Genomic DNA, 21625 nt, shown 5'->3' on the forward strand with positions numbered 1-21625 from the left:
TGGTGGGTCGGTCACGAGCCATCGACCGGGTCCGCCCCGGCGAGCGGTCCTCGCCACTGCGCCGGTCGGCGCATCGCCGACCGCACCGACTGCTCGGACACGATCCGTGACGCAGCGGTGACCTTGCGCAGGTCCTCAGGTCCCGTCGCCGGGCCGCAGTCCGGTGGTGTCGTCGAGGTGCGCCGGGACCTCCCCGGGCTGACGCGCACCCCAGGCGCTCGTGGCGAGGTCGCGGTAGACGGCGGCGAGGCCGTCGGCCAGGGCGGGGGTGAGGCCGGCGGCCGCCTGGGTGGTGGCGATCTCGGTCATCTCGTCGACGAAACGCCAGGCCTTGGTGGCCGCGACGGCCGCCGGGACGATCCCGGCGTCGGGGAAGTCGAGGCGGACGTCCTCGAGCACGGCGGGGAGCACGCCGTGCTCGTCGGCAGTGACGAGCGCCTGCACCAGCAGCGCCTGGAACCCCTTGCGCACCGACGCCGTGCACATCTTGGCCGCGCTGGCGGCGCCCACCGGGCCGTCGAGCTCGATCCAGCGCACGCCGGGGGCCGTGAGGGCCGCGACCTCCGCCGCGCGGGGTCCGGACAGGAAGACCCGTGTCGGCGCCCCGCTCTCCGGGCGAGGCGGCGGACCGGAGATCGCGCCGTCCACCAGGTCGCCGGGCAGGTCCGCCGCGATCGCGGTGACGGTGGTCGGGGCGACCGCGTCGAGCTCGACCACGAGCGGCCGGGCGCCGGTCGCGTCGCAGGCGGCGGCCACGTCCCGCCCGGCGTCGCGGGCCGCGCCCGGTGGCACGACCAGCATCAGCACGTCCACGGCGCGGACGAGATCGGCGACGGTGCCCGCGTCCTCGAGCGTGGTGCGCGCGACGGTCGCCGCGGAGCGGCCCGCCAGGCTCGTCAGCACCCGATGGCCGCCGGCCGCGAGGCAGCCGCCCAGGGCCGTGCCCATCGCCCCCGGCGCGAGGACGCCGACGGTGCTGACGCGTGGTACGGAATCCACGGGGGCGACAGGGCTCACGGGCCTCACCCGGCGGCGCGCTCGTCCTCCGGCAGGCGGCGTTCGCCAGCCGGGACGAAGCGCATCGCCGCGTCGTCGACCCGGCTGCGGCGCAGGGCGACGGCGTCGATCGCGTAGTTCATCGCGAGGCGCCAGGGCGCGCGGGTGCCCTGCTTGGGGAGCTCGTCGATCGAGCGCTGGACGTATCCGGCACCGAAGTCGAGGAACGGCGCCTCCCCCACCTCCGGGTCGCGCTCGGGGACGGCCGTGCCCAGGTCGCGGTCGCGCAGGTGACGCAGCAGGCGGACGACGTACTCGGCGACGAGGTCGACCTTGAGCGTCCACGAGGCGTTCGTGTAGCCGATCATGTAGGCGAGGTTCGGCACCCCGGAGAGCATCATGCCCTTGTAGGCCATGGTGTCCGGCAGGTGCACCGGCTCGCCGTCGACGACGATCTCGGCGCCGCCGAACATCTGCAGCGTCAGCCCCGTCGCCGTGACGATCACGTCCGCGGGGAGCTCGCGGCCCGACGTCAGGCGGATGCCGGTCTCGGTCACCGTGTCGATCGTGTCCGTGACGATCTCCGCCCGCCCGGAGCGGATCGCCCGGAACAGGTCGCCGTCCGGGACCATGCACATCCGCTGGTCCCAGGGGTCGTAGCGCGGGTTGAAGTGCGTGTCGACGTCGTAGCCCTCGGGCAGGGCGGCCCGCGTGGCCTTGCGCAGCAGACCGCGCACGAACCCGGGGAAGCGCTGGCTGATCTGGTAGAGGGCGATGATCTGGGCGATGTTCTTGACGCGCGTCAGGGGGTCGGCCACCGCCCGCGGCAGCCACCGCGAGAGCGTCTCGGCGACCGGGTCGGTGCGCCCGATCGAGAGCACGTAGCTCGGCGAGCGCTGCAGCTGGGTGACGTGGGCGGCCGCCTGGTCGCCCTCGAGCAGCGCGGGGACGAGCGTCACGGCCGTCGCGCCGCTGCCGATGACGACGACCCGCCGGTCGGCGTAGTCGAGGTCCGGGTCCCAGAGCTGGGGGTGCACGACCGTCCCGCCGAAGCGGTCCAGGCCGGCGATCTCGGGCGTGTAGCCGTGGTCGTAGCGGTAGTAGCCCGAGCACATCAGCAGGAACGAGCAGGTCAGCGGGGCCTGGCCTGGGATCTCGAGGGTCCAGCGCTGAGCCCCGGAGTCCCACGACGCGCGGGTGAGCCGATGGTCGTAGCGGATCTTCCGGTCGACCCCGAACTCCGCCGCCGTGTCCCGGACGTAGGACAGGATCGACGGGCCGTCGGCGAGCGCCGTCGCGCTGCTCCAGGGCCGGAAGCGGTAGCCGAGCGTGTGCATGTCGGAGTCCGAGCGGATCCCCGGGTAGCGGAAGAGGCTCCACGTGCCGCCGAGGTCCTCGCGGGCCTCCAGCACGGCGTAGCTCGTCCCCGGCAGGTCGCGCTCGAGGTGGCAGGCCGTGCCGATCCCGGACAGGCCCGCGCCGACGATGACCACGTCGAGGTGCTCGGTACTCACGCGTACCACCGTAGCGCGTGGTGCTGTCGTCTGCCTCCGGCGCGGCAGCTCTGCAGGCTCCGTGCCGCAGCGCCCGCCTCCGGCGCGGCAGCCCCGCCGCGCTCCGGGCCGCCTGACGTACCACCGCCGCCGGTGCTCACAGCCCCCGGCGGACGGCGGCCGCCGCCAGCTCGGCGCGGGACGTCAGGTCGAGCTTCGTGAAGATCCGTCGCAGGTGGGTCCGGACCGTGCCGGTGCCGATGAGCAGCTGATCGGCGATCGCCTGGTTGCGCAGCCCGCGCGCCGCGAGCACCACGACGTCGCGCTCGGTCGGGGTCAGGCTGTCCCACCCGCTGCGCGGCCGCCCGCGCGCGCCCCGGGCGCGGCGGGCGTAGGCCACGGCGCCGTCCAGGTCGAGCGAGGCGCCCTCCTCGCGGGCCCGCTCGCGGTCCGCGTCGTCGAGCGCCGCGACCGCCGCGACCGCCGCGTCGACCCTCCCGCCGTCGAGCACCGTCCGGGCCAGCGGGGACACCACGAGCCCCCGGGCCCGGCGGGCCGTCTCCAGGGCGGCGTGCAGGCGCAGCGCGGTCGTGGCGTGCCCCGCGTCGAGCGCGACGCCCGCGACCAGCGCGAGGGCGTCGAGCGCCTGGATCGTGAACCCGCCCTCCTGCGCGGCGGCGAGCGCATCGTGCGCGTCGGCGGTGACGTCCTCACCCGCGGCCCGGCGGGCCGCGGCGTGCGCCAGCGCGGCGGCCACCCCGAGCTCCCGGGCGCCCCGCTCGCCGGCCCGTCTCCGGGCCGTGGCGGCGAGCTCCCGGGCGCGGCCGACGTCGCCGGCGGCGAGCAGGGCCACCGCGAGGACGCCGCCGACCTCGGCCGCGATGAGCGTGAGGCCCTGCTGCGCCCACAGCTCGAGTGACCCGGCGAGCACGTCGATCGGGCCGGGCGGGTCGGACCAGAGCGCCACGTGGGCGCGGCACGCGTCGAGGGCCTCCATCGCGCCGAGGCCCGGATGGTCGTCGAGGAAGGGTTCGTGCGCCCGGACCAGGACGGCGGCCTCGGTGACCCGCCCGGCGCGGCACAGCGCGCGCACCGCGGGCAACAGGGCGCAGGTGGCGCTCAGGGGCTCGCCGATCCCGACCGCCAGCGCGTGCCCGGCGCGCCCGTGGGCGAGCGCGCCCGCCACGTCGCCCCGCAGGCTCGCGACCTCCGCGCGGATCGCGTCGTCCCACGCCCGGAGCTGGTGGTGCCCGAGCTCGTCGAGGGCGGGCCGCGCCGCGTCCGCCGCGGCGAGCGCGGCCGCGGAGTCGCCGAGCCAGAGATGGGTGTAGGCGAGGACCTGGAGCGCCTCGACCCGACCCCACCGGTCCCCCGCCGCGAGCGCCAGCTCGGCGGCGCCGGTGAGGACCGGAGCTGCGCCGGCCGGATCGTCGAACCCCTGCGCCATCCCGAGCAGGATCATCGCCCGGCCCCGGACGTCGTCGGCGGCCGCCGGGTCCTCGGCGACCGCGACCGCGAGGCCGAGTCCCGTCTCGACGTCGCCGCCGTAGAGGGCGAGGAAGGCGTGTGCCCAGCGCAGCCGGTCGGGGACCGCCTCGCCGGCGTCCGCGCGCGCCGCGGACAGCCGCTCGGCACGGTCGATCCCCTCGCGGCACCGCCCCCGCAGCGACCACCAGAAGGCGAGGTCGGCGACGACGTCGGCGGCCGCGGTGCCGTCGCCAGGTGTGCCGGCGGCGTGCGTCAGCACCGCCCGGATGGCCGCGGCGTCGCCGTCGAGGCGGGCCAGGACGTCGAGGTCCGCGCGTTCGAGGGCAGGGCGGGCACGGGCGGCGAGGGCGGCCACCCAGGGCGTGAGCCGCGCGAGGGCCCGGGGGCCCTCGTCGGCGACGAGCTCGCGCGCGTGCTCCCGCACGGTCTCCAGCACGAGGTAGGAGCCGCCGTCGTCGGGCGCGAACCGCACGAGGGAGTGGTCCACGAGCTCCTCGACCACCGCGACCGCGTCCGCCTCACCGGGCGCGCGCGGCGGTCCGACCGCCGCGACGGCGGCGTCGAGGGAGCACCGGCCCTCGACCACCGCGAGCGCGGCGAGGCCCGCCCGGGCGCGGTCGGCGAGCAGGGCGGTGCTCCAGGACAGGCACGCCTGCAGGGAGCGGTGTCGCGGCTCGCGGGCCCCGCCGGCCGCTCCGGCGTCGAGGAACGCGAGGCGGTGCGCCGTGCCGTCCTCGATCACCCGCAGCGGCAGGCCCCGGGCGCGCGCGGCCGCGAGCTCGAGGGCGAGCGGGAGCCCGTCGAGGGCGATCGCGATCCGGCGGGCGCGCCGGGCGGTGTCGTCGGTGTCGGGCAGGTCCGGACGGACCCGGCGGGCCCGGTCGAGGAACAGCGCGGTCGCGGCGGGCACGTCGAGCCCCTCGACCGGGAGGGCGGTCTCCCCCGGGACGCCGAGCGAGAGCCGGCTGGTGGCGAGGATGCGCACGCGCGGTGCGCGGGCGAGCAGCGCGCCGGCGATCTCGGCGACGGCGTCGCGGACGTGCTCGCAGTTGTCGAGCACGAGCAGGGCGTCCCGCTCGCCGGGAAGGTCGCCGAGGCGGTGGGCGAGGCGCTCCACGGGGCTGACGGCGGGGTCGTCGCGCAGGTCGCACGCCGCGAGGACGACCGACCAGAGGTCGTCGCCCGGGACGCGCGTCGCGAGCTCGACCACCCCCAGCACGACGGGCGCGACGGTCGGCAGCACCTCGGATGCGAGGCGCGTCTTGCCGCTGCCGCCGGGCCCGAGCACGGTGACCAGCCGTTCGGCACCGCAGAGACGCCGCAGCGTCGCGAGCTCGTCCTCGCGGCCCACGAACGGCGCCGCGGCGACGGCCGGACGCGACCGCACCCCCTCGGTCATGACGGGCAGTGTGCTCCGGCGCTGAGCGACCGTCACCCGCATCGGGGCCAGGGTCTGCCGGCCGGCAGATGTTCCGCCCGTTCGGCTCACCCAGAGTGACCGATACCGGGCACGGGCCCGGGGTCTCGAGAGGGGGTGTCGGCGATGGCCGACCTGCTGGAGGAAGCCACACGGCTCTGGAACGACCGCGACCGCACGGCGTACCGCGACTGCTACACCGACGACGCCGAGCTGGTGGCGCCCGGCTTCGGCGGCAAGGGCCACGAGGCGGTCCTCGAGTTCTGGGACGAGAACATGACCGGCTTCCCGGACAACCGCGTGGTCGTCGACCGGGCGGTGGTCCACGGCGACGTCCTCGTCGAGGAGTCGCGCTTCGAGGGCACGAACACCGGCCCGCTCGCGGGACCGGACGGGGCGCCGATCCCCGCGACCGGCCGCTCGGTGTCGGTCCCGTTCGCCGGGATCCACGTCGTGCGGGACGGCCGCATCGCTAGCACCCACTTCTACTGGGACTCCTACGACATGCTCGGCCAGCTCGGGCTCCTCGACGGCTGAGGGGTCTCCGATGCGCTCCTCGACCATCCTGCTCACCACGACCGTCGCGTCGGTCGTGCTCTACGTCGCCGCGGCCGGGGCCCTCGGCACCCCGCCGGATGCCACGGCGGCCGGCGACGAGGTCGTCGCCTGGTTCGCCGCGCACGGCTCCGCGGTCCGCACCTACGTCTGGTGCCTGACGCTGCTCGCGCCGGTCGCCGGCGTCTCGGTCGCCCTCGTCCGCGAGCGGCTGCCGCGGCCGTACCGGGACGTCTACTTCCTCGGCGGCGTCACGTTCGTCGCCGAGACCGCCGTCGTGGGCTGGATCTGGGGCGCGCTCTCGGCGCACCAGGGGATGCTCGAGGCGGGCACGGCCCGGGCGCTGCTCGACGTCGCCGCGTTCTGGGGTCCGGTCCTGACGGGCTCGACGGTGACCATGCTGGCCCCGGTCGTGGTGGCCACGGCCCGCGGGGCGCTCGCCCTGCCCCGGTGGCTCACGGTCCTGGGCGCGGTGGCGCTCGTCGAACAGATCGTCGAGACGATCACCGTCTTCGGGCGGACGGGCTTCACCGCGCCGGGCGGGCCGATGAACCTCTACCTCGGTGCGGTCCTGACGCTCGCCTGGTTCGCGGCCCTGGGGATCGTCCTCGCCCGCCGCGGCGACGCCGGCGTCGCCGCGGCCCCGGCGGCCGGCACCGCGGTGGAGCCCGTGCGGTGACGCGGTCACTGGCTGGTATCTCTCGCTGGGCGAGAGATACCAGCCAGTAGCCGACCGCGGCGTGCCGGGCCCGGGTCCTGCGAGGGGCGGACCCGGGCCCGTCGGTGCGCTGGTGTTGGCTGGGCCGATGGCACGCTGGCGACGCAGCTTCCTGCGCGAGGTGACGGCCGCGCTCACCCGTCTCGGGCTGTCGTCGTGCCCGGTCTGCGACGGCGGCGAGCTGCAGGTGCTCGCCCGGCCCCGCGTGCTCCACGTCGGCGGCCGCGGCGCCCGCGGGTGGCTCCAGCCCGCCGCCGCGGACGAGACGATCGAGTACCTCGTCGCCGTGCGCTGCTACCTGTGCGGGCACCAGCTGCTGTTCGACGCCGAGCAGTACCGCCGCGGCGACGAGCCGATGACGATCGCCGCCGACGCGAAGGACGAGGAGGCCGGCGCGGACGAGGGAGGCGGACCGGGCGGCTAGTGCGCCGCCTGGTCCCAGGAGCGCCCGAAGCCCACCGACACCTCGAGGGGCACGTCGAGCTCGAAGGCCGCCCCCATCTCGCGGCGCACGAGATCGGTGACCTGCTCCTTCTCCTCGGCCGCGACCTCCAGCACGAGCTCGTCGTGCACCTGCAGCAGGATGCGCGAGCGCAGGCCCTCGTCGCGCAGCGCCTGGTGCACCCCGAGCATCGCGACCTTGATGATGTCGGCCGCGCTGCCCTGGATCGGGGCGTTGAGCGCCATGCGCTCGGCCATCTCGCGGCGCTGGCGGTTGTCGCTCGTGAGGTCGGCCAGGTAGCGGCGCCGGCCCAGGATCGAGCTGGTGTAGCCGTCCTTGCGGGCCTGGGCGACGACCTGCTGCAGGTAGTCGCGCACCCCGCCGAAGCGCGTGAAGTACTCCTCCATCAGCTCCTTGGCCTCGTCGGTGGAGATCCGGAGCTGCGCGGACAGGCCGTAGGCGGACAGGCCGTAGGCCAGCCCGTAGTTCATCGCCTTGATCTTGGCGCGCTGGGCCGGGTCGACCTCGTCCTCGGCGACACCGAACACCCGCGCCGCCGTGGCCGAGTGGAAGTCGAAGCCCGACTGGAACGCCTCGATCAGCGCGTCGTCGCGCGAGAGGTGCGCCATGATGCGCATCTCGATCTGCGAGTAGTCGACGGTCATCAGCTCGGAGAACGCGCCGTCGGCGGAGTCGGACCCCACGACGAACGTGTCGCGGATGCGGCGGCCCTCGGCGGTGCGCACCGGGATGTTCTGGAGGTTGGGCTCGGTGGAGCTCAGGCGCCCGGTGCGCGCGATGGTCTGGTTGAACGTCGTGTGGATGCGCCCGTCGTCGGACAGCGCGTCGAGCAGACCCTTGACCGTCACCCGCAGCCGCGTGGCGTCGCGGTGCTCCAGCAGGTGCTCGAGGAAGGGGTGGGGGTTCGACTCGTTGAGCGTCTGCAGCGCGTCGGCGTCGGTGGTGTAGCCGGTCTTGGTGCGCTTGGTCTTCGGCATCTCGAGCTCGTCGAACAGCACCACCTGCAGCTGCTTCGGCGACCCGAGGTTGATCTCCTTGCCGATGACGTCGTACGCCGACTGCGCGGCCGCCTGCACGCGCGCCCCGAACTGGGACTCGAGGTCGTGCAGCGCGGTGACGTCGACCGCCACCCCCGCGGCCTCGAGGTCGGCCAGCACCGCCAGCAGCGGCAGCTCGAGCTCGGTGAGCAGCGCGGTGCCGCCGAGCTCGGCGAGGTCGGCGTCGAGCTTGTCCGCGAGGTCGGTGACCGCGCGGGCGCGCAGCATCTCGGCCTGCGCGAGCGCCGCGTCGGCCTCCTCCTCGCCGCCGTCGAGGGTGAGCTGCTCGCTCTCCCCGCCGTCCTCGACCCGCAGCTCCCGGCGCAGGTAGCGCAGCGCGAGGTCGGCGAGGTCGAAGCTGCGCTCGCCGGGACGCGCGAGGTACGCGGCGAGCGCGGTGTCGCTGGTGACGCCCTCGAGCCGCCAGCCGCGCGCGCGCACCGCGTGGCTCGGCCCCTTGACCTCGTGGCCGGCCTTCGGGAGGTCGGCGTCGGCGAGCCAGGCGGCCAGCGCCTTCTCGTCGCCCTCGTCGAGCGCGGCGACGTCGACGTAGGCGGACTCGCCGTCGGCGGACGCGAGCGCGATCCCCTCGAGATCGCCGGTGCCGTGCGCCCAGTGGCCCCGGAAGGAGAGGCCGACGCGGGTGCCGTCGCGGGCGTGGTCGGCCAGCCAGTCGGCCACCGCGCCCGTCTCGAGCGCGGCGCCGCGCACCTCGAAGCCCTCGTCGGCCTCGGGCTCGGCCGCGGTGAGCGTGGAGAACAGCCGCTCGCGCAGGACCCGGAACTCGAGCTGGTCGAACAGCTGGTGCACCGCGTCGCGGTCCCACTGGCGCACCGCGAGGTCCTCGGGCCCCATGCCGATGCCGTCGACGTCGCGGACCAGCTCGGTGAGCTGGCGGTTGAGCACCACCGACGACAGGTGCTCGCGCAGCGCGTCGCCGGCCTTGCCCCGCACCTCGTCGACCCGGTCGACCAGCGCGTCGAGCGACCCGAACTCGCGGATCCACTTCTGCGCGGTCTTCTCGCCCACGCCGGGGATGCTCGGGAGGTTGTCGCTCGGGTCGCCGCGCAGCGCGGCGAAGTCCGGGTACTGCTCCGGGGTGAGCGTGTAGCGCTCCATGACCTGCTCGGGCGTGTAGCGCACGAGATCGGACACGCCCTTGCGCGGGTAGAGCACGGTGACGTCGTCGGAGACGAGCTGGAACGCGTCGCGGTCGCCCGTACAGATCGACACCGACATGCCCTGGGCCACGGCCTGCGTGGTGAGCGTCGCGATCAGGTCGTCGGCCTCGTAGCCCTCGACCGCGAGCACCGGGATCGCGAGCGTGGCCAGGATGTCCTTGATGAGGTCGATCTGGCCGCGGAACTCGTCGGGCGTCGCGCTGCGGTTGGCCTTGTAGGCCGCGTACGTCTCCGCCCGGAACGTCTGGCGCGAGACGTCGAACGCCACCGCGACGTGCGTGGGCTCCTCGTCGCGCAGGAGGTTGATGAGCATCGACGTGAAGCCGTAGACGGCGTTCGTCGTCTGCCCCGTCGTGGTGTTGAAGTTCTCGGTCGGCAGGGCGAAGAAGGCCCGGTAGGCCAGCGAGTGGCCGTCGAGCAGCAGCAGGCGTGCTCGCCCGCCCGCCGGGGCGTCCGGGGTGGAGGTGGGCTGCTCTGCGGTGCTGGTCGGAGCCACGCGGCGAGTCTAGGCGCGACCCCCGACACACCCGGCCCGCCCGGGCGGCCGCGCCCGGAGCACCGCCCTACGCTGCGGGGATGACCAGTTCGCCGGCGCCCGAGTCCGCCCCCGAGTCGGTGGCCGTGCCCGAGATCGAGGTGCAGTACCCCGACGAGCAGCTCGCCGCCCGGATGGGCATCGAGATCGTCTCGTGGGAGGCCGACCGGGTCGTCGGCACCATGCCCGTGACCGGCAACCGGCAGCCGTTCGGCCTGCTGCACGGCGGCGCCAACGGCGTCCTGGCCGAGACCCTCGGCTCCACCGCCGCCGCGATGCACGGGTGGCCCGAGCGCCTGCCCGTGGGCCTCGAGCTGAACTGCACCCACCACCGCTCCGCGCTGGACGGGAAGGTCACCGGCGTGTGCACGCCGCTGTCGGTGGGCCGCACGATCGGCACCTTCGAGATCGTGATCACCGACGAGCAGGACCGCCGCGTGTGCACCGCCAAGCTCACCTGCGTCTACCGCTCCCGCCCGCCGGGCTCCGGGAGCTGACGGGGGCGCGCCGCCGGGTGGCGCTCGTCGTCCCTGGTCAGGAGGTCCGGAGCGCGGTGCAATGGGTCGCGTGCCCGGCCCGCGCCTCCCCCTGGTCGGCCGCGAGGCCGAGCGGGCGGCGGTGCGCGAGCACGTCGCCGCGCTGGGTGACGGCACCGGCGGGTCGCTGCTGATCACCGGCGAGGCGGGCATCGGGAAGTCCCGGCTGCTCGCCGAGGTCGCGGACGTCGCCGCCGCGGCCGGGCTCCCCGTCCTCACGGGCCGCGCCGTGCCCGGCGGCGGCGCCCACCGCCCCGTCGCCGAGGCCCTCGCCCGTCCCCTGCGCGCCGGGCCGCTGCCGGCGACCGCCCGTCTGCGCCCCTTCCGCGCCGCCCTCGCCCGGCTGGTGCCGGGGGCGGTCGAGGACGACGCGCCGGATCTCCCCGCCGGCCCCGGCGCCGACCCGGCCGTCGTGCTCGGCGAGGGCGTGCTCGCCCTGCTCGCCGCGCTCCACGGGGACGCCGGCGGCGTGCTCCTGCTCGACGACCTGCACTGGGCCGACGCCGACACCCTCGCCCTGCTCACCTACCTCGCGGGCGCCGTCGCCGACGCGCCCCTGCTGCTCGCCCTCGCCGCCCGGGACGACGAGCCCGGCGGCACCGCGCTCGCCGCGCACCCCGACGTCACCGTCCTGCGCCCGGGGCGCCTCGACGCGGACGCCGTCGCGGTGCTCGCCCGCGACGCGGAGACAGCGCGCGTCGACGAGCTCCTCCGGCGCTCCGAGGGGCTGCCCTTCCTGGTCCGCGAGCTGCTCGACGCGGAGGCCGGCACGGTGCCGGCGAGCTGGGCGGGCCTGGTCGCGCACCGTCTCGACGGCCTGCCCGCCGGCGCCCGCGCGGTGGTGGACGCGGCCGCCGTCGCCCCCGGGGACCCCGACCACCGACTGCTCGCGGATGCCACCGGCCTCGACGAAGCGCCCGTCCTGGCGGCCCTGCGGGCGGGCGCGGCCACGGGCCTGCTCACGGTCGTGGACGGCCGCCTGACCTGGCGCCACGCCCTCACCCGCGACGCCGTCCTCGCCGCGCTCCTCCCGCCCGACCGCGCTGCCGTCGCCGCCCGGCTCGCCGCCGCGCTCGAGACCCGCGACGGGCCGGGTGACCGGGAGGCGGCCGCCGCCCTCCACGCCGACGCCGGCGACCACGCCCGGGCCACCGCGCTCCTGCTCGACCTCGCGCGCCACGACGCCGACCGGGGCGCCCCGGGCCACGCCGACGAGCTCCTGCGGCGCGCCGAGGCGCTCGGGACGGTGCCGGGCCCGGTGGCCGCCGCCCGCGTGCGCGTGCTGACCCTGCGCGGCGAGGCCGCGGGGGCCCTGGCCGTCGGCGACGCCGCCCTCGCCACCGGCGAGGTGACCGGCGACGAGCACGCCGAACTGTGCCTGCGCCTCGCCCGCGCGGCCGTGCTGGGCGGCCGGTACGCCGAGGCCGGCGAGCGGGCCGCCCGCGCCGCCCGTCCCGACGACCCTCGCTCGCTCGTCCTCGCCGCCGACGCGGCGTTCGGATCCGGCGACACGGTCGTCGCCACCGAGCGGGCCCGCGAGGCCGTGGACGCCGCGGACCACGCGTTCGTCTCCGGCACCACCACCGAGGCCGCCGCCACCCTCTGCGAGGCCCTCCTCGTCCTGGCCCGCTGCTCGGTCACGGTCGACGACATCGACGCCGACGCGCTGGTCAGCCGTGCGGTCGGGGTCGCGGCGGAGCACGGCCTGACGCCCTGGCTGGTCGAGGCGCTGTTCTCCCTCGGGGCGCGCCGGATGACCCTGGGCGACTCGACGACCGCCGACCTCACGCGCGCCCGCGACCTCGCCGAGCGTCACGGCATGGTCGCCCGGGCCGCCCAGGCCGACCTGCTCCGCGCGGACGCCGCGCTGCACGTCCACGGCCCGCGCGCGGCCCTCGCGATCCTGATGCCGGCGATCGACCAGCTCGGCCGCCTGCGCCTCGGCACGCTCCAGGGCACCGCCGAGCTGTTCGCGGCGGCCGCGACGGCGCTCACCGGGGACCCGGCCGGGGCCGACACGCTGCTCGCCGCGGCCCGGTCCCGCCCGGACCTCCCCGCCGACGTCGCGGTGACCGGCCCGTTGGTGACGGCGCTGACGGCGCTGCTCGCCCACGACCTGCCGCGCGCGACGGCGCTCGCCGACCGCACGGTGCCCGCGGTCCTGGCCCACCGCAGCGCCGCGCCCATCCCGCTCTACGGGCTCTGGCCCCTGCTGCGCACCGCGGTCGGCGACCGCGACGCCGAGGCGCGCGCGCTCGTCCGGGGCCACCACGTGATGATCGCCGTGCCCAACCGCGCGGCCCTGGTCTTCGCCGACGCGATCGCCGCCGGGCGCGCGGGCCGGTCCGCGGAGGCGGTCGCGCTCGCCGCCGAGGCGGACGCGGTGCTCGCGGACTGGCCGTGGTGGCACCGGCTGCTGCGGACGGTGGTCCTCGATGCCGCGGTGCGCGACGGGTGGGGCGACCCGGTGCCCGCCCTGCGCGCCGACCTCGCGGTCCACGAACAGGGCGACGACGCCGGCGCCCGAGCGCTCGCCCGGACGTGCCGCGACCTGCTGCGCGCCGCCGGCGCCCCCACCCGGCGCTCCGGGGACGGGGTCGCCCCGGACCTGCGGCGGCTCGGGGTCACCGCCCGCGAGGCCGAGGTGCTCGCCCTGGTGGCCGAGCACCGCACCAACGCCGACATCGCCGCGCGCCTGCACCTGTCCGCGCGCACCGTCGAGTCCCACGTCGCCCGGCTGCTCGCCAAGACCGGGACCACCGACCGTGCCGGGCTACGGACCTGGGCGGAGCGCGCCGCGGTAGTTAAGTAGTCAGCACGGATCCGCCGCGAGCCCGGCGTCGCGACCCTCGACGCCATGAGCAACCACGAGAGCCACCACCAGACCCACGTCCTCGTCGTCGGCGCCGGCCCGGCCGGCCTCGCGACCGCGATCTCCGCCGCGCGCCACGGCGCGCAGGTGCTGGTCGTCGAACGGCATCGCACCACCTCGATCCATCCCCGGGCCTCGGGGCTGAGCACCCGCACGATGGAGATCTTCCGGAGCTGGGGCGTCGGCGACGCCGTGCGCGCCGCCAGCTCGAAGGTCGTCCCCCGCGCCGCGTTCGGCACGACGCTCGACGACCCGGAGATGACCGAGAACCCGCTCGGCTTCCCCCTCCCCCGCGAGGCCCTGACGGTCAGCCCGACCTTCCCGGCCTGCTGCGCCCAGGACCACCTGGAACCGATCCTGCTCGCCGCCGCCCGCCGCGCCGGGGTCGAGGTCCGGTTCGACACGGAGCTCACCGACCTCGCCGTCGACGACGCCGGTGCCTGGGCCCGGGTCGTCGACCGGTCGACGGGCAGCACGTCGACGGTGACCAGCCGCTTCGTGGTCGGTGCCGACGGCCCGCGCAGCCGCGTGCGCGCGGCGCTCGGGATCGACACCACGCCCCTCGGCGGAATCGGGCGGCACGTGCAGATGCTGTTCCGTGCCGACCTCTCGGCGGCGATCGGCGACCGGCGTCACGCGCTGTACTCCCTGACCTGCGGCGAGGCCACCGGGCTGATCATCGCCTTCGGGGAGGACGCGGGCACCGACCGCTGGGGCTACGCCCGCCCGTGCCCGACCGATGCCGACCTCCCCGCCGACGACGCGCGGTGGACCGCCCTGCTGCGCACCGCCACCGGCATCCCGGACCTCGAGCCCGACCTGCTCGGCACCGCCGTCTTCGACCTCGACGCCGAGCTCGCCACCGCCTCCCGGGCGGGCGCGGCGTTCCTCGTCGGCGACGCGGCGCACCGGATGACACCGGTCAACGCCGTCGGGCTCAACACCGCCGTGCAGGACGGGCACGGTCTCGGCTGGAAGCTGGCCTGGGCCGCCCGGGGGGACGCCGGCGAGGCGCTGCTCGCGAGCTACGTCGCCGAGCGGCGGCCGGTCGGCGAGCGCAACGCGCGCCGCTCGGCGCGTCCCGGCGAGACCGACCCGTCCGACGGCGTCGTCGGCGACCTCGGCACGCGGTACGCCTCCGCCGTGATCGCCGGCGCGGGGGCTGGGCTCGTCGACCCGGCGGACCTCGCCGCGGCACCCGGCGAGCGCGCCCCGCACGTGTGGACCACGGTCGACGGGCGGCGGCGCTCCACGCTCGACCTCTGGGACTCCCGGCTCACCCTCGTGACCGCCGACGCGACCTGGCGCGACACCGCCGGGGTGCTGGGCGTCGCCGCCCCGGAGTTCCACGACCCCGACGGCCGGCTCGCGCGGGCGTACCGGCTCGCCGGCGGCGGCGCCGTGCTCGTCCGGCCCGACGGCTACGTGGCCTGGCGCCACGACGCCGCCGTCACCGACCCCGTCGCGGCCCTGCGCGACGCGGTCGCCGTGGCGCTGGGGCGTCCGGTGGACGACGTGGGGCGTCAGCTCACGCCGAGGTACGCGTCCTGGACCGTCGGGTCGGCGAGCAGCTCCGCGCCCGTGCCGGAGCGGGTGACCTCGCCGGTCTCCATCACGTAGGCCTCGTGGGCGAGGCCGAGGGCCTGGGTCGCGTTCTGCTCGACGAGCAGCACCGTGGTCCCCTCGCGGTTGATCTCCTCGATCACGCGGAAGATCTGCGCGATGAACTGCGGCGCGAGGCCCATGGAGGGCTCGTCGAGCAGCAGGAGCCGCGGCCTCGCCATGAGTGCGCGGCCCATGGCGAGCATCTGCTGCTCGCCGCCGGAGAGCGTGCCGCCGGCCTGGGAGCGGCGTTCCGCGAGCCGCGGGAACAGCGCGTAGACCCGTTCCAGGTCGGCGGCGAACTCGGGGCTGCGCCGGTCCGAGCGCAGGTAGGCACCCATGTCGATGTTCTCGGCCACCGTCATGCCGGGGAAGATCCCCCGGCCTTCCGGCACCTGGCTGATGCCCTTCTTGACGCGCAGGTCGGCGCGCACGGACGTGAGGTCCTCGCCCTCGAAGCGCATCGCCCCGGACTGGAGACCGAGGATCCCCGAGATCGCCCGCATCGTCGTCGACTTGCCGGCGCCGTTCGCCCCGATGAGGGCGACGATCTGGCCCTCCTCGACGCGCAGGGAGATCCCGCGCAGGGCCTGGATGCGTCCGTAGGCGACGTGCACGTCCTCCAGCTCGAGCAGGCTCACGCGTTCTCCTCCCCCGCGGTCGCGGGCGTGACCTCGTCGATCGCGCCGCCCAGGTACGCCGAGATCACCGCCGGGTCGCGCCGGACCTCGTCGGGCGCGCCGTCGGCGATCTTGCGGCCGAAGTCGAGCACGACGAGGCGGTCGGTGACGCCGAGGACGACGCGCATGTCGTGCTCGACGATGACCACGGTGTACCCGTCGTCCCGGATCTTGAGGATGAGCTCGGAGAGCGCGTCCTTCTCCGTGGCCGAGAACCCGGCGGCGGGCTCGTCCAGGCACAGCAGCTTGGGCTCCGTCGCGAGCGCGCGGGCGATCTCGAGGCGGCGCTGGTAGCCGTAGGGCAGGGCGGTGGCCTTGTCGGCGGCCCGGTCGGCGATACCGACGAACTCCAGCAGCGCCATCGCCTTCTCGACGCCCTCGCGCTCCTCGCGGCGGTGGCGCGGCAGGCGCAGCAGCGCGCCGGGGATCGAGGTCCGGTGCCGGGCGTCGGTGCCCACGACGACGTTCTCCAGTGCGGTCATCGCGCCGAAGAGGCGGATGTTCTGGAACGTCCGCGCCACGCCCTCCTGGATGATCCGGTAGCGCTTCATCCGCGAGAGCGACCGGCCCTCGAGCAGGACGTCGCCCGAGGTGGGCCGGTAGACGCCGGTCATGATGTTGAAGCAGGTGGTCTTGCCGGCGCCGTTCGGGCCGATCAGGCCGAGGATCTCGCCGCGCTTCACGTCGAAGGTGACGTCGTCGAGCGCGGTGAGGCCGCCGAACCGCACGGTCAGGCCGTCGACCGCGAGCAGGGTCTCGCCCTGTGCGACCGTCGAGACGCGCACGGGCGCGACCGACGACGCGACCGCCGCGTCGTGCTCGGCCCGCTCGGCGGCGTCCATGTGCTCGAGCGAGGAGAGGATGCCCTCGCCGGGGTCACCGCCGCGCCGCGTCGGCTCGCTCATTCGCCACCTCCCCGCGGCGAGGTGCCGGCGTGGTCGTCCGGCTCGGCCTCGGCGAGGTCACCACGGGCGCGGGACGACGCCGTCAGCCCGCTCGGCGCGACGGCCGCCCCGGCCCCGAACAGCTTCTGGTACGCCTCGCGACCGTAGGCCAGGAGGTGCTGGCGCATGCCGAGCAGCCCTTGTGGCCGGAAGATCATCAGGATGATGAGCGCGACGCCGAAGATCAGGAACCGGTAGGTCGGCTCGAACTGGAACCGGTCGGGGATGTAGGACACGAGGAACGCGCCGACGATGACCCCGACCTTGTTGCCCTGCCCGCCGAGCACGACCGCGGCGAGGTAGAGCGTCGACGTCGTGATGTCGAAGCGCTGGTTGTTGACGTAGCCGACCTGCGCGGCGAACAGCGTCCCCGACAGACCGCCGACCGCGGCGCCGATGGCGAACGCCCAGATCTTGAACCGGTAGGTCGGGACGCCGGAGAGCTCGGCCGCGTCCTCGTCCTCGCGCACGGCGATCCACGCGCGTCCGACCCGCGAGCGCTCGAGGTTCCCCATGAACAGCAGGACGATGACGATGATGATCACCGCGAGCCAGTAGAACCCGAGCGCGTCGGTCTGGCTGAAGATCGGCGTGCCGTCGGGGAAGTCGCCGCCGGGCCGGGCGATGTTCTGGAACCCGCGGTTGCCGCGCAGCGGGTCGACGTTGTCGGCGAGCAGCCGGACGATCTCGCCGAAGCCCAGCGTGACGATCGCCAGGTAGTCGCCGCGCAGGCGCAGCGTCGGCGTCCCGAGGATGACCCCGGAGATCATCGTGACGACCATGGCGATCGGCACGATCACGAGCCACGGGTAGCGCACGCCCAGCTCGGAGTCGGGGCTGGACAGCAGCGCCGCGGTGTAGGCGCCGATGGCGAAGAAGCCGACGTAGCCGAGGTCGAGCAGGCCGGCCTGCCCGATGACGACGTTGAGCCCGATCGCGATGAGCGCGAACACCGCCGCGTTGAACAGCGAGATCGGGAAGTCGGTGTAGGGCTCGGTCGTGATGATCGGCGGGTTCAGCACCGGCAGCGCCAGCAGGAAGACGACGACGGGGACCATGTAGCCCCACTGCGCCGCCCGGCTCTGCGCGTTCCACCAGTGCGAGACGGTGGTCATCCGCTCTCGCATCGAGGGTCCGGCTCCGCTGTGCTCGGTCATGCCCGCGACCTCGCCAACGACTCCCCGAGGATGCCCGTCGGCCGGAACATCAGGACCAGCACGAGGAGCACGAACGCGACGACGTCGCGCCAGTCGCCGCCGAAGAGGCTCTGCCCGTAGTTCTCGACGATGCCGAGGATCAGCCCGCCCAGCAGGGCGCCGCGTAGGTTGCCGATGCCGCCGAGCACGGCCGCGGTGAACGCCTTGATCCCGAGCAGGAAGCCGCCGTTGTAGACCGCCCCCTGCGGGATCGTCATGAGGTAGAAGAGCCCTGCCGCGCCGGCGAGCAGGCCGCCGACGAGGAACGTGATCATGATGACGCGCTCGCGGTTGACGCCCATGAGCGTGGCGGTGGCCGGGTCCTGGGCCACGGCGCGGATGCCGCGCCCGAGGCGGCTGCGGTTCACGAACTGGTCGGCGACCACGAACATGGCGAGCGAGGCCAGGATGATGACGATCTGCAGGTTCGTCACCGTGGCCCCGAAGATCGTGAAGACCGGCGACGGCGGGACGAGCCGGATCGTGCCCTCGGGGTTCGACCCCCGCCAGATCCGGATGACCTGCTGGATCGCGAACGACGCGCCGATGGCGGTGATGAGGAACGCCAGGCGGGGCGCGTTGCGTCTCCGCAGCGGCCGGTAGGCCACCCGTTCCAGCCCCACCGCGGCGAGGCCGGACACGGCCATCGCCACGAGCCCGGCGAGGACCAGGTCGAGGATGATCGCCGGCAGCGGGAGGTTCGGCAGCGCACCGGGCTCGAAGCCGAGCGCGAGGAACGTCAGGTAGGTGCCGAACACCCCGAGGACGAAGATCTCCGAGTGCGCGAAGTTGATCAGCTGGAGCACGCCGTAGACCAGCGTGTACCCCAGGGCCACCAGCGCGTAGATGCTGCCGTAGGCGAGGCCGTTGATCGTGTTCGCCCAGAACCGGTCGAAGAACAGACCGACGTCGAAGTTGATCCACGGCTCGGCGTGCACGATCAACGGCGCTGCGTGCAGCGCGGCGAGGTCGAGAACGGAAGACGGGATGACGCGCTCCCCGGGGGCGTCGGGCGCCCGCCGGCGGCGGGCACGGGAAAGGTGCGGGACGGCAGTGTCCGCCCCGCCGCGGCGGGCCGCACACCGGGCCCGGGAGGGCCCCGACGACCGACGGCCGCGTCCCCGCGCGACGCTGCGCGGGAACGCGGCCGAGGGTCGTCAGCTCGTGCGCGTCAGCCGATCTGGGTGTCGGTGACGATCTGGTTGCCCTGCACCCGGTACATCCAGACCGGGGTGGCCGTGAGCTCCCCGGTGGGGCTCCACTGGAACCGCTTGGTGAGGCCCTGGCCGTTGTAGGTCCGCACGAAGTTCAGCAGGCCCGCCCGGTCGGCGATGCCGCTGTCGAGACCCCGCAGGAGGATCGTCGTGACGTCGTACGACTCCGCCGAGTAGGTCTGCGGCGCGACGCCGAAGGCCTGGCGGTAGGCGTTCGAGAAGTCGGTGAAGCCCTCCTGCGGCACGCACGGGCACGAGAGCAGCGAGCCGTCGGCCGAGCCGGCCGCGTTGACGACGTACTGCTCGTCCTTCACGCCGTCGGGACCGATGAACGTGGTCTGCACGCCGGCGTCACGCAGCTGCTGGATCAGCGGCGCGGCCTCCTGGTAGTAGCCCGCGTAGAAGATCGCCTGCGGCGCCTGCTGCTGCACCTGGCCGACGATCGCCGAGAACTCGCGCTGGTTGGTCTTGACATCGGCCTGGCACGAGGCGGCCGGGCCGAGCGTCTGGGTCACCTGCTGGGCGAGCCCGATGCCGTAGTCCGAGTCGTCCTTGATGACGCAGACCTTCTGGGCGTTGAGCCGCTGCTGGATGTAGCGGCCGACGGCCGGGCCCTGGACCGCGTCGTTGCCGAGGCCGCGGAAGAAGTTGGTCCACCCGTTCTGGGTCAGCCCCGGGTTGGTGGCCGACGGGGTGATGTTGACCAGGCCGGCCGCGTTGAGGGCGGGGCCGACGGCGCGGGACTCGCCGGAGAACGGCAGGCCCACGATGCCGAGGACTGCCGGGTTGTTGATCAGCGCGGTGGTCGGGCCGACCGCGGTGTCCGGGGTGCCGCCGGTGTCGGCACGGACCAGGGTGACCTGGCAGTTCGGGTTCGCCTGGTTGTGCTGGTCGACCGCGAGCTGGGCGGCGTTGACGATGGCGATGCCCAGCGCGGCGTTCTGGCCGGCGATGGTGCCCGCGTAGCCGATCGACGTCCCCGGGGCACAGCGTCCCTGGCCGTTGCCGGCCGGCAGGGCCGCATCACTGGGCTGGCTCGGCGCCCCGGCGGCCTGTCCGCCACCCTGCGCCTGCCCTCCTCCCTGGTTGGCACAGCCGCTGAGAACCAGTGCGACTGCCGCCACGAGCGCGCCCGCGGCTGCGAGCCGTCGTCGGATCACGTCCACCTCCGTCACACGCCGGATGAGTCACGACGGGGTCGCGTGATCTCTCTCGCCCGGTCGGGTGTGGAAGGTATAGGGGGTGTGTGCTCGCGCGCGCAAGCGCGTACGCGGTCGTATTCGGACCGTAACGTCCGAACCGTTCCAGACCGGTGGCGGAGATCCGGACGTCCGGTGCGCTGTGCGATCAGGCCCGGGTCCGGCTCGGGTCAGTCGGCCGGCCCGGCTCGGGTCAGTCGGCGGGGCCGACGACCGACCACTGCCCGCCCTGGACGCGGTAGACCGTGACGGTGTCGGTGCTGACGTCGCCGAAACGGTCGAACGACAGCAGCCCCGTGATGCCGTCCCCGTGGAATCCCTGCACCGACCGGACCATCTCCGGGCGCAGGGCGGGCGACCACTCGCCGTCCTCCCCCAGCGTACGGACGGCGGAGTCGACGAGGACGTTCGCGGCATCGAAGGTGAACGCGCCGTACGACCCGATGCTGTCGGGATAGCCGGCCCGGCGGTAGGCGTCGACGAACCCGCGCGCGGCCGGGAGCGTCTCCGGCGGCGGCCCCACCGAGGTGCCGAGGTCACCCTCGCGACCACCCGCCGTGACGTAACCGGGGTTGACCACACCGTCACCGCCGACGACCGGGGCCTTCACCCCGCCCGCGGCGAGCGCCGCCGAGAGCGGTCCGGCGTCGGGGTACTCGCCGCCGTAGAACACCGCGTCGGGCGCGGCGGCGGCGACCTGCGAGACCACCGCGGCGCGCGGGCTGCCGGGAGGCGCGGCGATCCGGGCGACGACGTCGCCGCCCTCGGTGGCGAGCTGCTTGGCGAACTCCTCGGCGATGCCCTCGCCGTAGGTCTTGCCGTCGGACACCACCGCGACGCGGCGCCTGTTCTCGACGCGCGCCAGGTACGTCGCGGCCGCGGGACCCTGCACCGCGTCGGTCGCCACCGTCCGGAAGAACGTCTGGTACTGGCGCAACGGGGCGTTCACCGCGTTCGCGCCGCGGGTCAGGCTCGTCGCGGTGCTGCCGGGCGAGACCTGGACGACGCCGGCGGCGCCGAGGACGGGCTGGACCGCCTGGGCGACCGACGAGTTGAACGGGCCGAGCACCCCGATCAGCGACGGGTCGCGGGCGAGCGTCGCCGCCGCCGCGGCGCCGGTCGCCGGGTCTGCGCGGTCGTCCTGGCTCTGCACGGCGAGGTGGTAGCCCGGCACGGCGCAGCGCGCGTTGGCCTGCGTGACCGCGAGGTCGGCGGAGTTCTTCATGCCGAGCCCGACGGACGCGAGCTCGCCGGACAGCGGCGCCACGAGGCCGACGACGAGCGTGCCGCGGCTCGTGTCGCAGTCGCCGCCGGTGCCCGACGACCCGCCCGCGCCGCCGCAACCGGCGGCGAGCACGAGGAGCGTGGCGACCACCGCGGCACCCGTCACCGCTCCGACCCGACGACGTCGCCGCACCCGCCTCGACCCCCTGCCGTGCCCGTTCCGTGGTGGGGGCCCACGGTAGGTCACGGCCGAGTGACGGCCGCGCGGGGGACGG

General features: G+C 75.2%; 16 protein-coding genes. 6 read left to right on the top strand and 10 right to left on the bottom strand.

Translation table 11 applies throughout. The annotated features are described in order from the left end of the window. Window positions 1-135 precede the first annotated feature (135 nt). From QSK03_RS02250 to QSK03_RS02260, 3 genes are all read right to left on the bottom strand, one after another. Entirely contained in the window at window positions 136-999 is an 864-nt protein-coding gene (locus tag QSK03_RS02250) for an NAD(P)-dependent oxidoreductase (protein WP_285648323.1), read from the bottom strand. 23 nt (window positions 1000-1022) lie between these two features. After that, window positions 1023-2510 (bottom strand): flavin-containing monooxygenase, encoded by a 1488-nt coding sequence (locus tag QSK03_RS02255; RefSeq protein WP_285648324.1) that lies wholly within the window; start codon window positions 2508-2510, stop codon window positions 1023-1025. 136 nt (window positions 2511-2646) lie between these two features. Further along, window positions 2647-5376, bottom strand: a complete 2730-nt coding sequence (locus tag QSK03_RS02260; RefSeq protein WP_285648325.1) for a helix-turn-helix transcriptional regulator — start codon at window positions 5374-5376, stop codon at window positions 2647-2649. Window positions 5377-5520: 144 nt separating this feature from the next. Between QSK03_RS02260 and QSK03_RS02265 the strand changes: the two genes are divergently transcribed. From QSK03_RS02265 to QSK03_RS02275, 3 genes are all read left to right on the top strand, one after another. Continuing rightward, on the top strand, window positions 5521-5931 hold the full coding sequence (locus tag QSK03_RS02265) for an ester cyclase (protein ID WP_285648326.1): 411 nt from the start codon (window positions 5521-5523) through the stop codon (window positions 5929-5931). 10 nt (window positions 5932-5941) lie between these two features. Continuing rightward, on the top strand, window positions 5942-6628 hold the full coding sequence (locus tag QSK03_RS02270; RefSeq protein WP_285648327.1) for a hypothetical protein: 687 nt from the start codon (window positions 5942-5944) through the stop codon (window positions 6626-6628). A gap of 127 nt (window positions 6629-6755) precedes the next feature. Next, entirely contained in the window at window positions 6756-7091 is a 336-nt protein-coding gene (locus tag QSK03_RS02275) for a hypothetical protein (RefSeq protein ID WP_285648328.1), read from the top strand. Here QSK03_RS02275 and polA read toward each other — a convergent pair. After that, window positions 7088-9844: a DNA polymerase I gene (gene polA / locus QSK03_RS02280; protein WP_502872111.1), complete on the bottom strand. Its 2757-nt coding sequence runs from the start codon at window positions 9842-9844 to the stop codon at window positions 7088-7090. The genes QSK03_RS02275 and polA overlap by 4 nt on opposite strands. Before the next feature lie 80 nt (window positions 9845-9924). Here polA and QSK03_RS02285 point away from each other — a divergent pair, with 80 nt between their 5' ends. The 3 genes from QSK03_RS02285 to QSK03_RS02295 all read left to right on the top strand — a co-directional run bounded on the left by QSK03_RS02285 (window position 9925) and on the right by QSK03_RS02295 (window position 14911). After that, window positions 9925-10380 carry a PaaI family thioesterase gene (locus QSK03_RS02285; RefSeq protein WP_285648329.1) on the top strand — a complete coding sequence of 152 codons (456 nt, stop codon included), beginning with the start codon at window positions 9925-9927 and terminating at the stop codon, window positions 10378-10380. 70 nt (window positions 10381-10450) lie between these two features. Further along, entirely contained in the window at window positions 10451-13231 is a 2781-nt protein-coding gene (locus QSK03_RS02290) for an ATP-binding protein (protein WP_285648330.1), read from the top strand. 45 nt (window positions 13232-13276) lie between these two features. After that, on the top strand, window positions 13277-14911 hold the full coding sequence (locus QSK03_RS02295; protein ID WP_285648331.1) for an FAD-dependent oxidoreductase: 1635 nt from the start codon (window positions 13277-13279) through the stop codon (window positions 14909-14911). Here the strand turns inward: QSK03_RS02295 and QSK03_RS02300 are convergent. The 6 genes from QSK03_RS02300 to QSK03_RS02325 form a co-directional block, all read right to left on the bottom strand. Beyond that, window positions 14815-15534: an ABC transporter ATP-binding protein gene (locus QSK03_RS02300; RefSeq protein ID WP_285648332.1), complete on the bottom strand. Its 720-nt coding sequence runs from the start codon at window positions 15532-15534 to the stop codon at window positions 14815-14817. The genes QSK03_RS02295 and QSK03_RS02300 overlap by 97 nt on opposite strands. After that, window positions 15531-16478 (bottom strand): ABC transporter ATP-binding protein, encoded by a 948-nt coding sequence (locus QSK03_RS02305; RefSeq protein ID WP_285648333.1) that lies wholly within the window; start codon window positions 16476-16478, stop codon window positions 15531-15533. Before QSK03_RS02305 ends, QSK03_RS02300 begins: the two co-directional genes overlap by 4 nt. Continuing rightward, the gene (locus QSK03_RS02310; protein WP_502872112.1) at window positions 16475-17674 is read right to left on the bottom strand and encodes a branched-chain amino acid ABC transporter permease; all 1200 of its coding nucleotides are present in this window, start codon (window positions 17672-17674) and stop codon (window positions 16475-16477) included. Before QSK03_RS02310 ends, QSK03_RS02305 begins: the two co-directional genes overlap by 4 nt. Continuing rightward, entirely contained in the window at window positions 17671-18657 is a 987-nt protein-coding gene (locus tag QSK03_RS02315; RefSeq protein ID WP_285648334.1) for a branched-chain amino acid ABC transporter permease, read from the bottom strand. The genes QSK03_RS02310 and QSK03_RS02315 overlap by 4 nt, the downstream gene beginning before the upstream one ends. Window positions 18658-18884: 227 nt before the next feature. After that, a complete protein-coding gene (locus QSK03_RS02320) occupies window positions 18885-20087 on the bottom strand; it encodes a branched-chain amino acid ABC transporter substrate-binding protein (protein ID WP_285648335.1) in 1203 nt (400 codons plus the stop codon). 232 nt (window positions 20088-20319) lie between these two features. Further along, window positions 20320-21501, bottom strand: a complete 1182-nt coding sequence (locus QSK03_RS02325) for a branched-chain amino acid ABC transporter substrate-binding protein (protein WP_285648336.1) — start codon at window positions 21499-21501, stop codon at window positions 20320-20322. Window positions 21502-21625 lie beyond the last annotated feature (124 nt).

The sequence above is a fragment of the Actinomycetospora sp. NBRC 106375 genome, from assembly GCF_030269665.1.
Taxonomy (GTDB): Bacteria; Actinomycetota; Actinomycetes; order Mycobacteriales; family Pseudonocardiaceae; genus Actinomycetospora.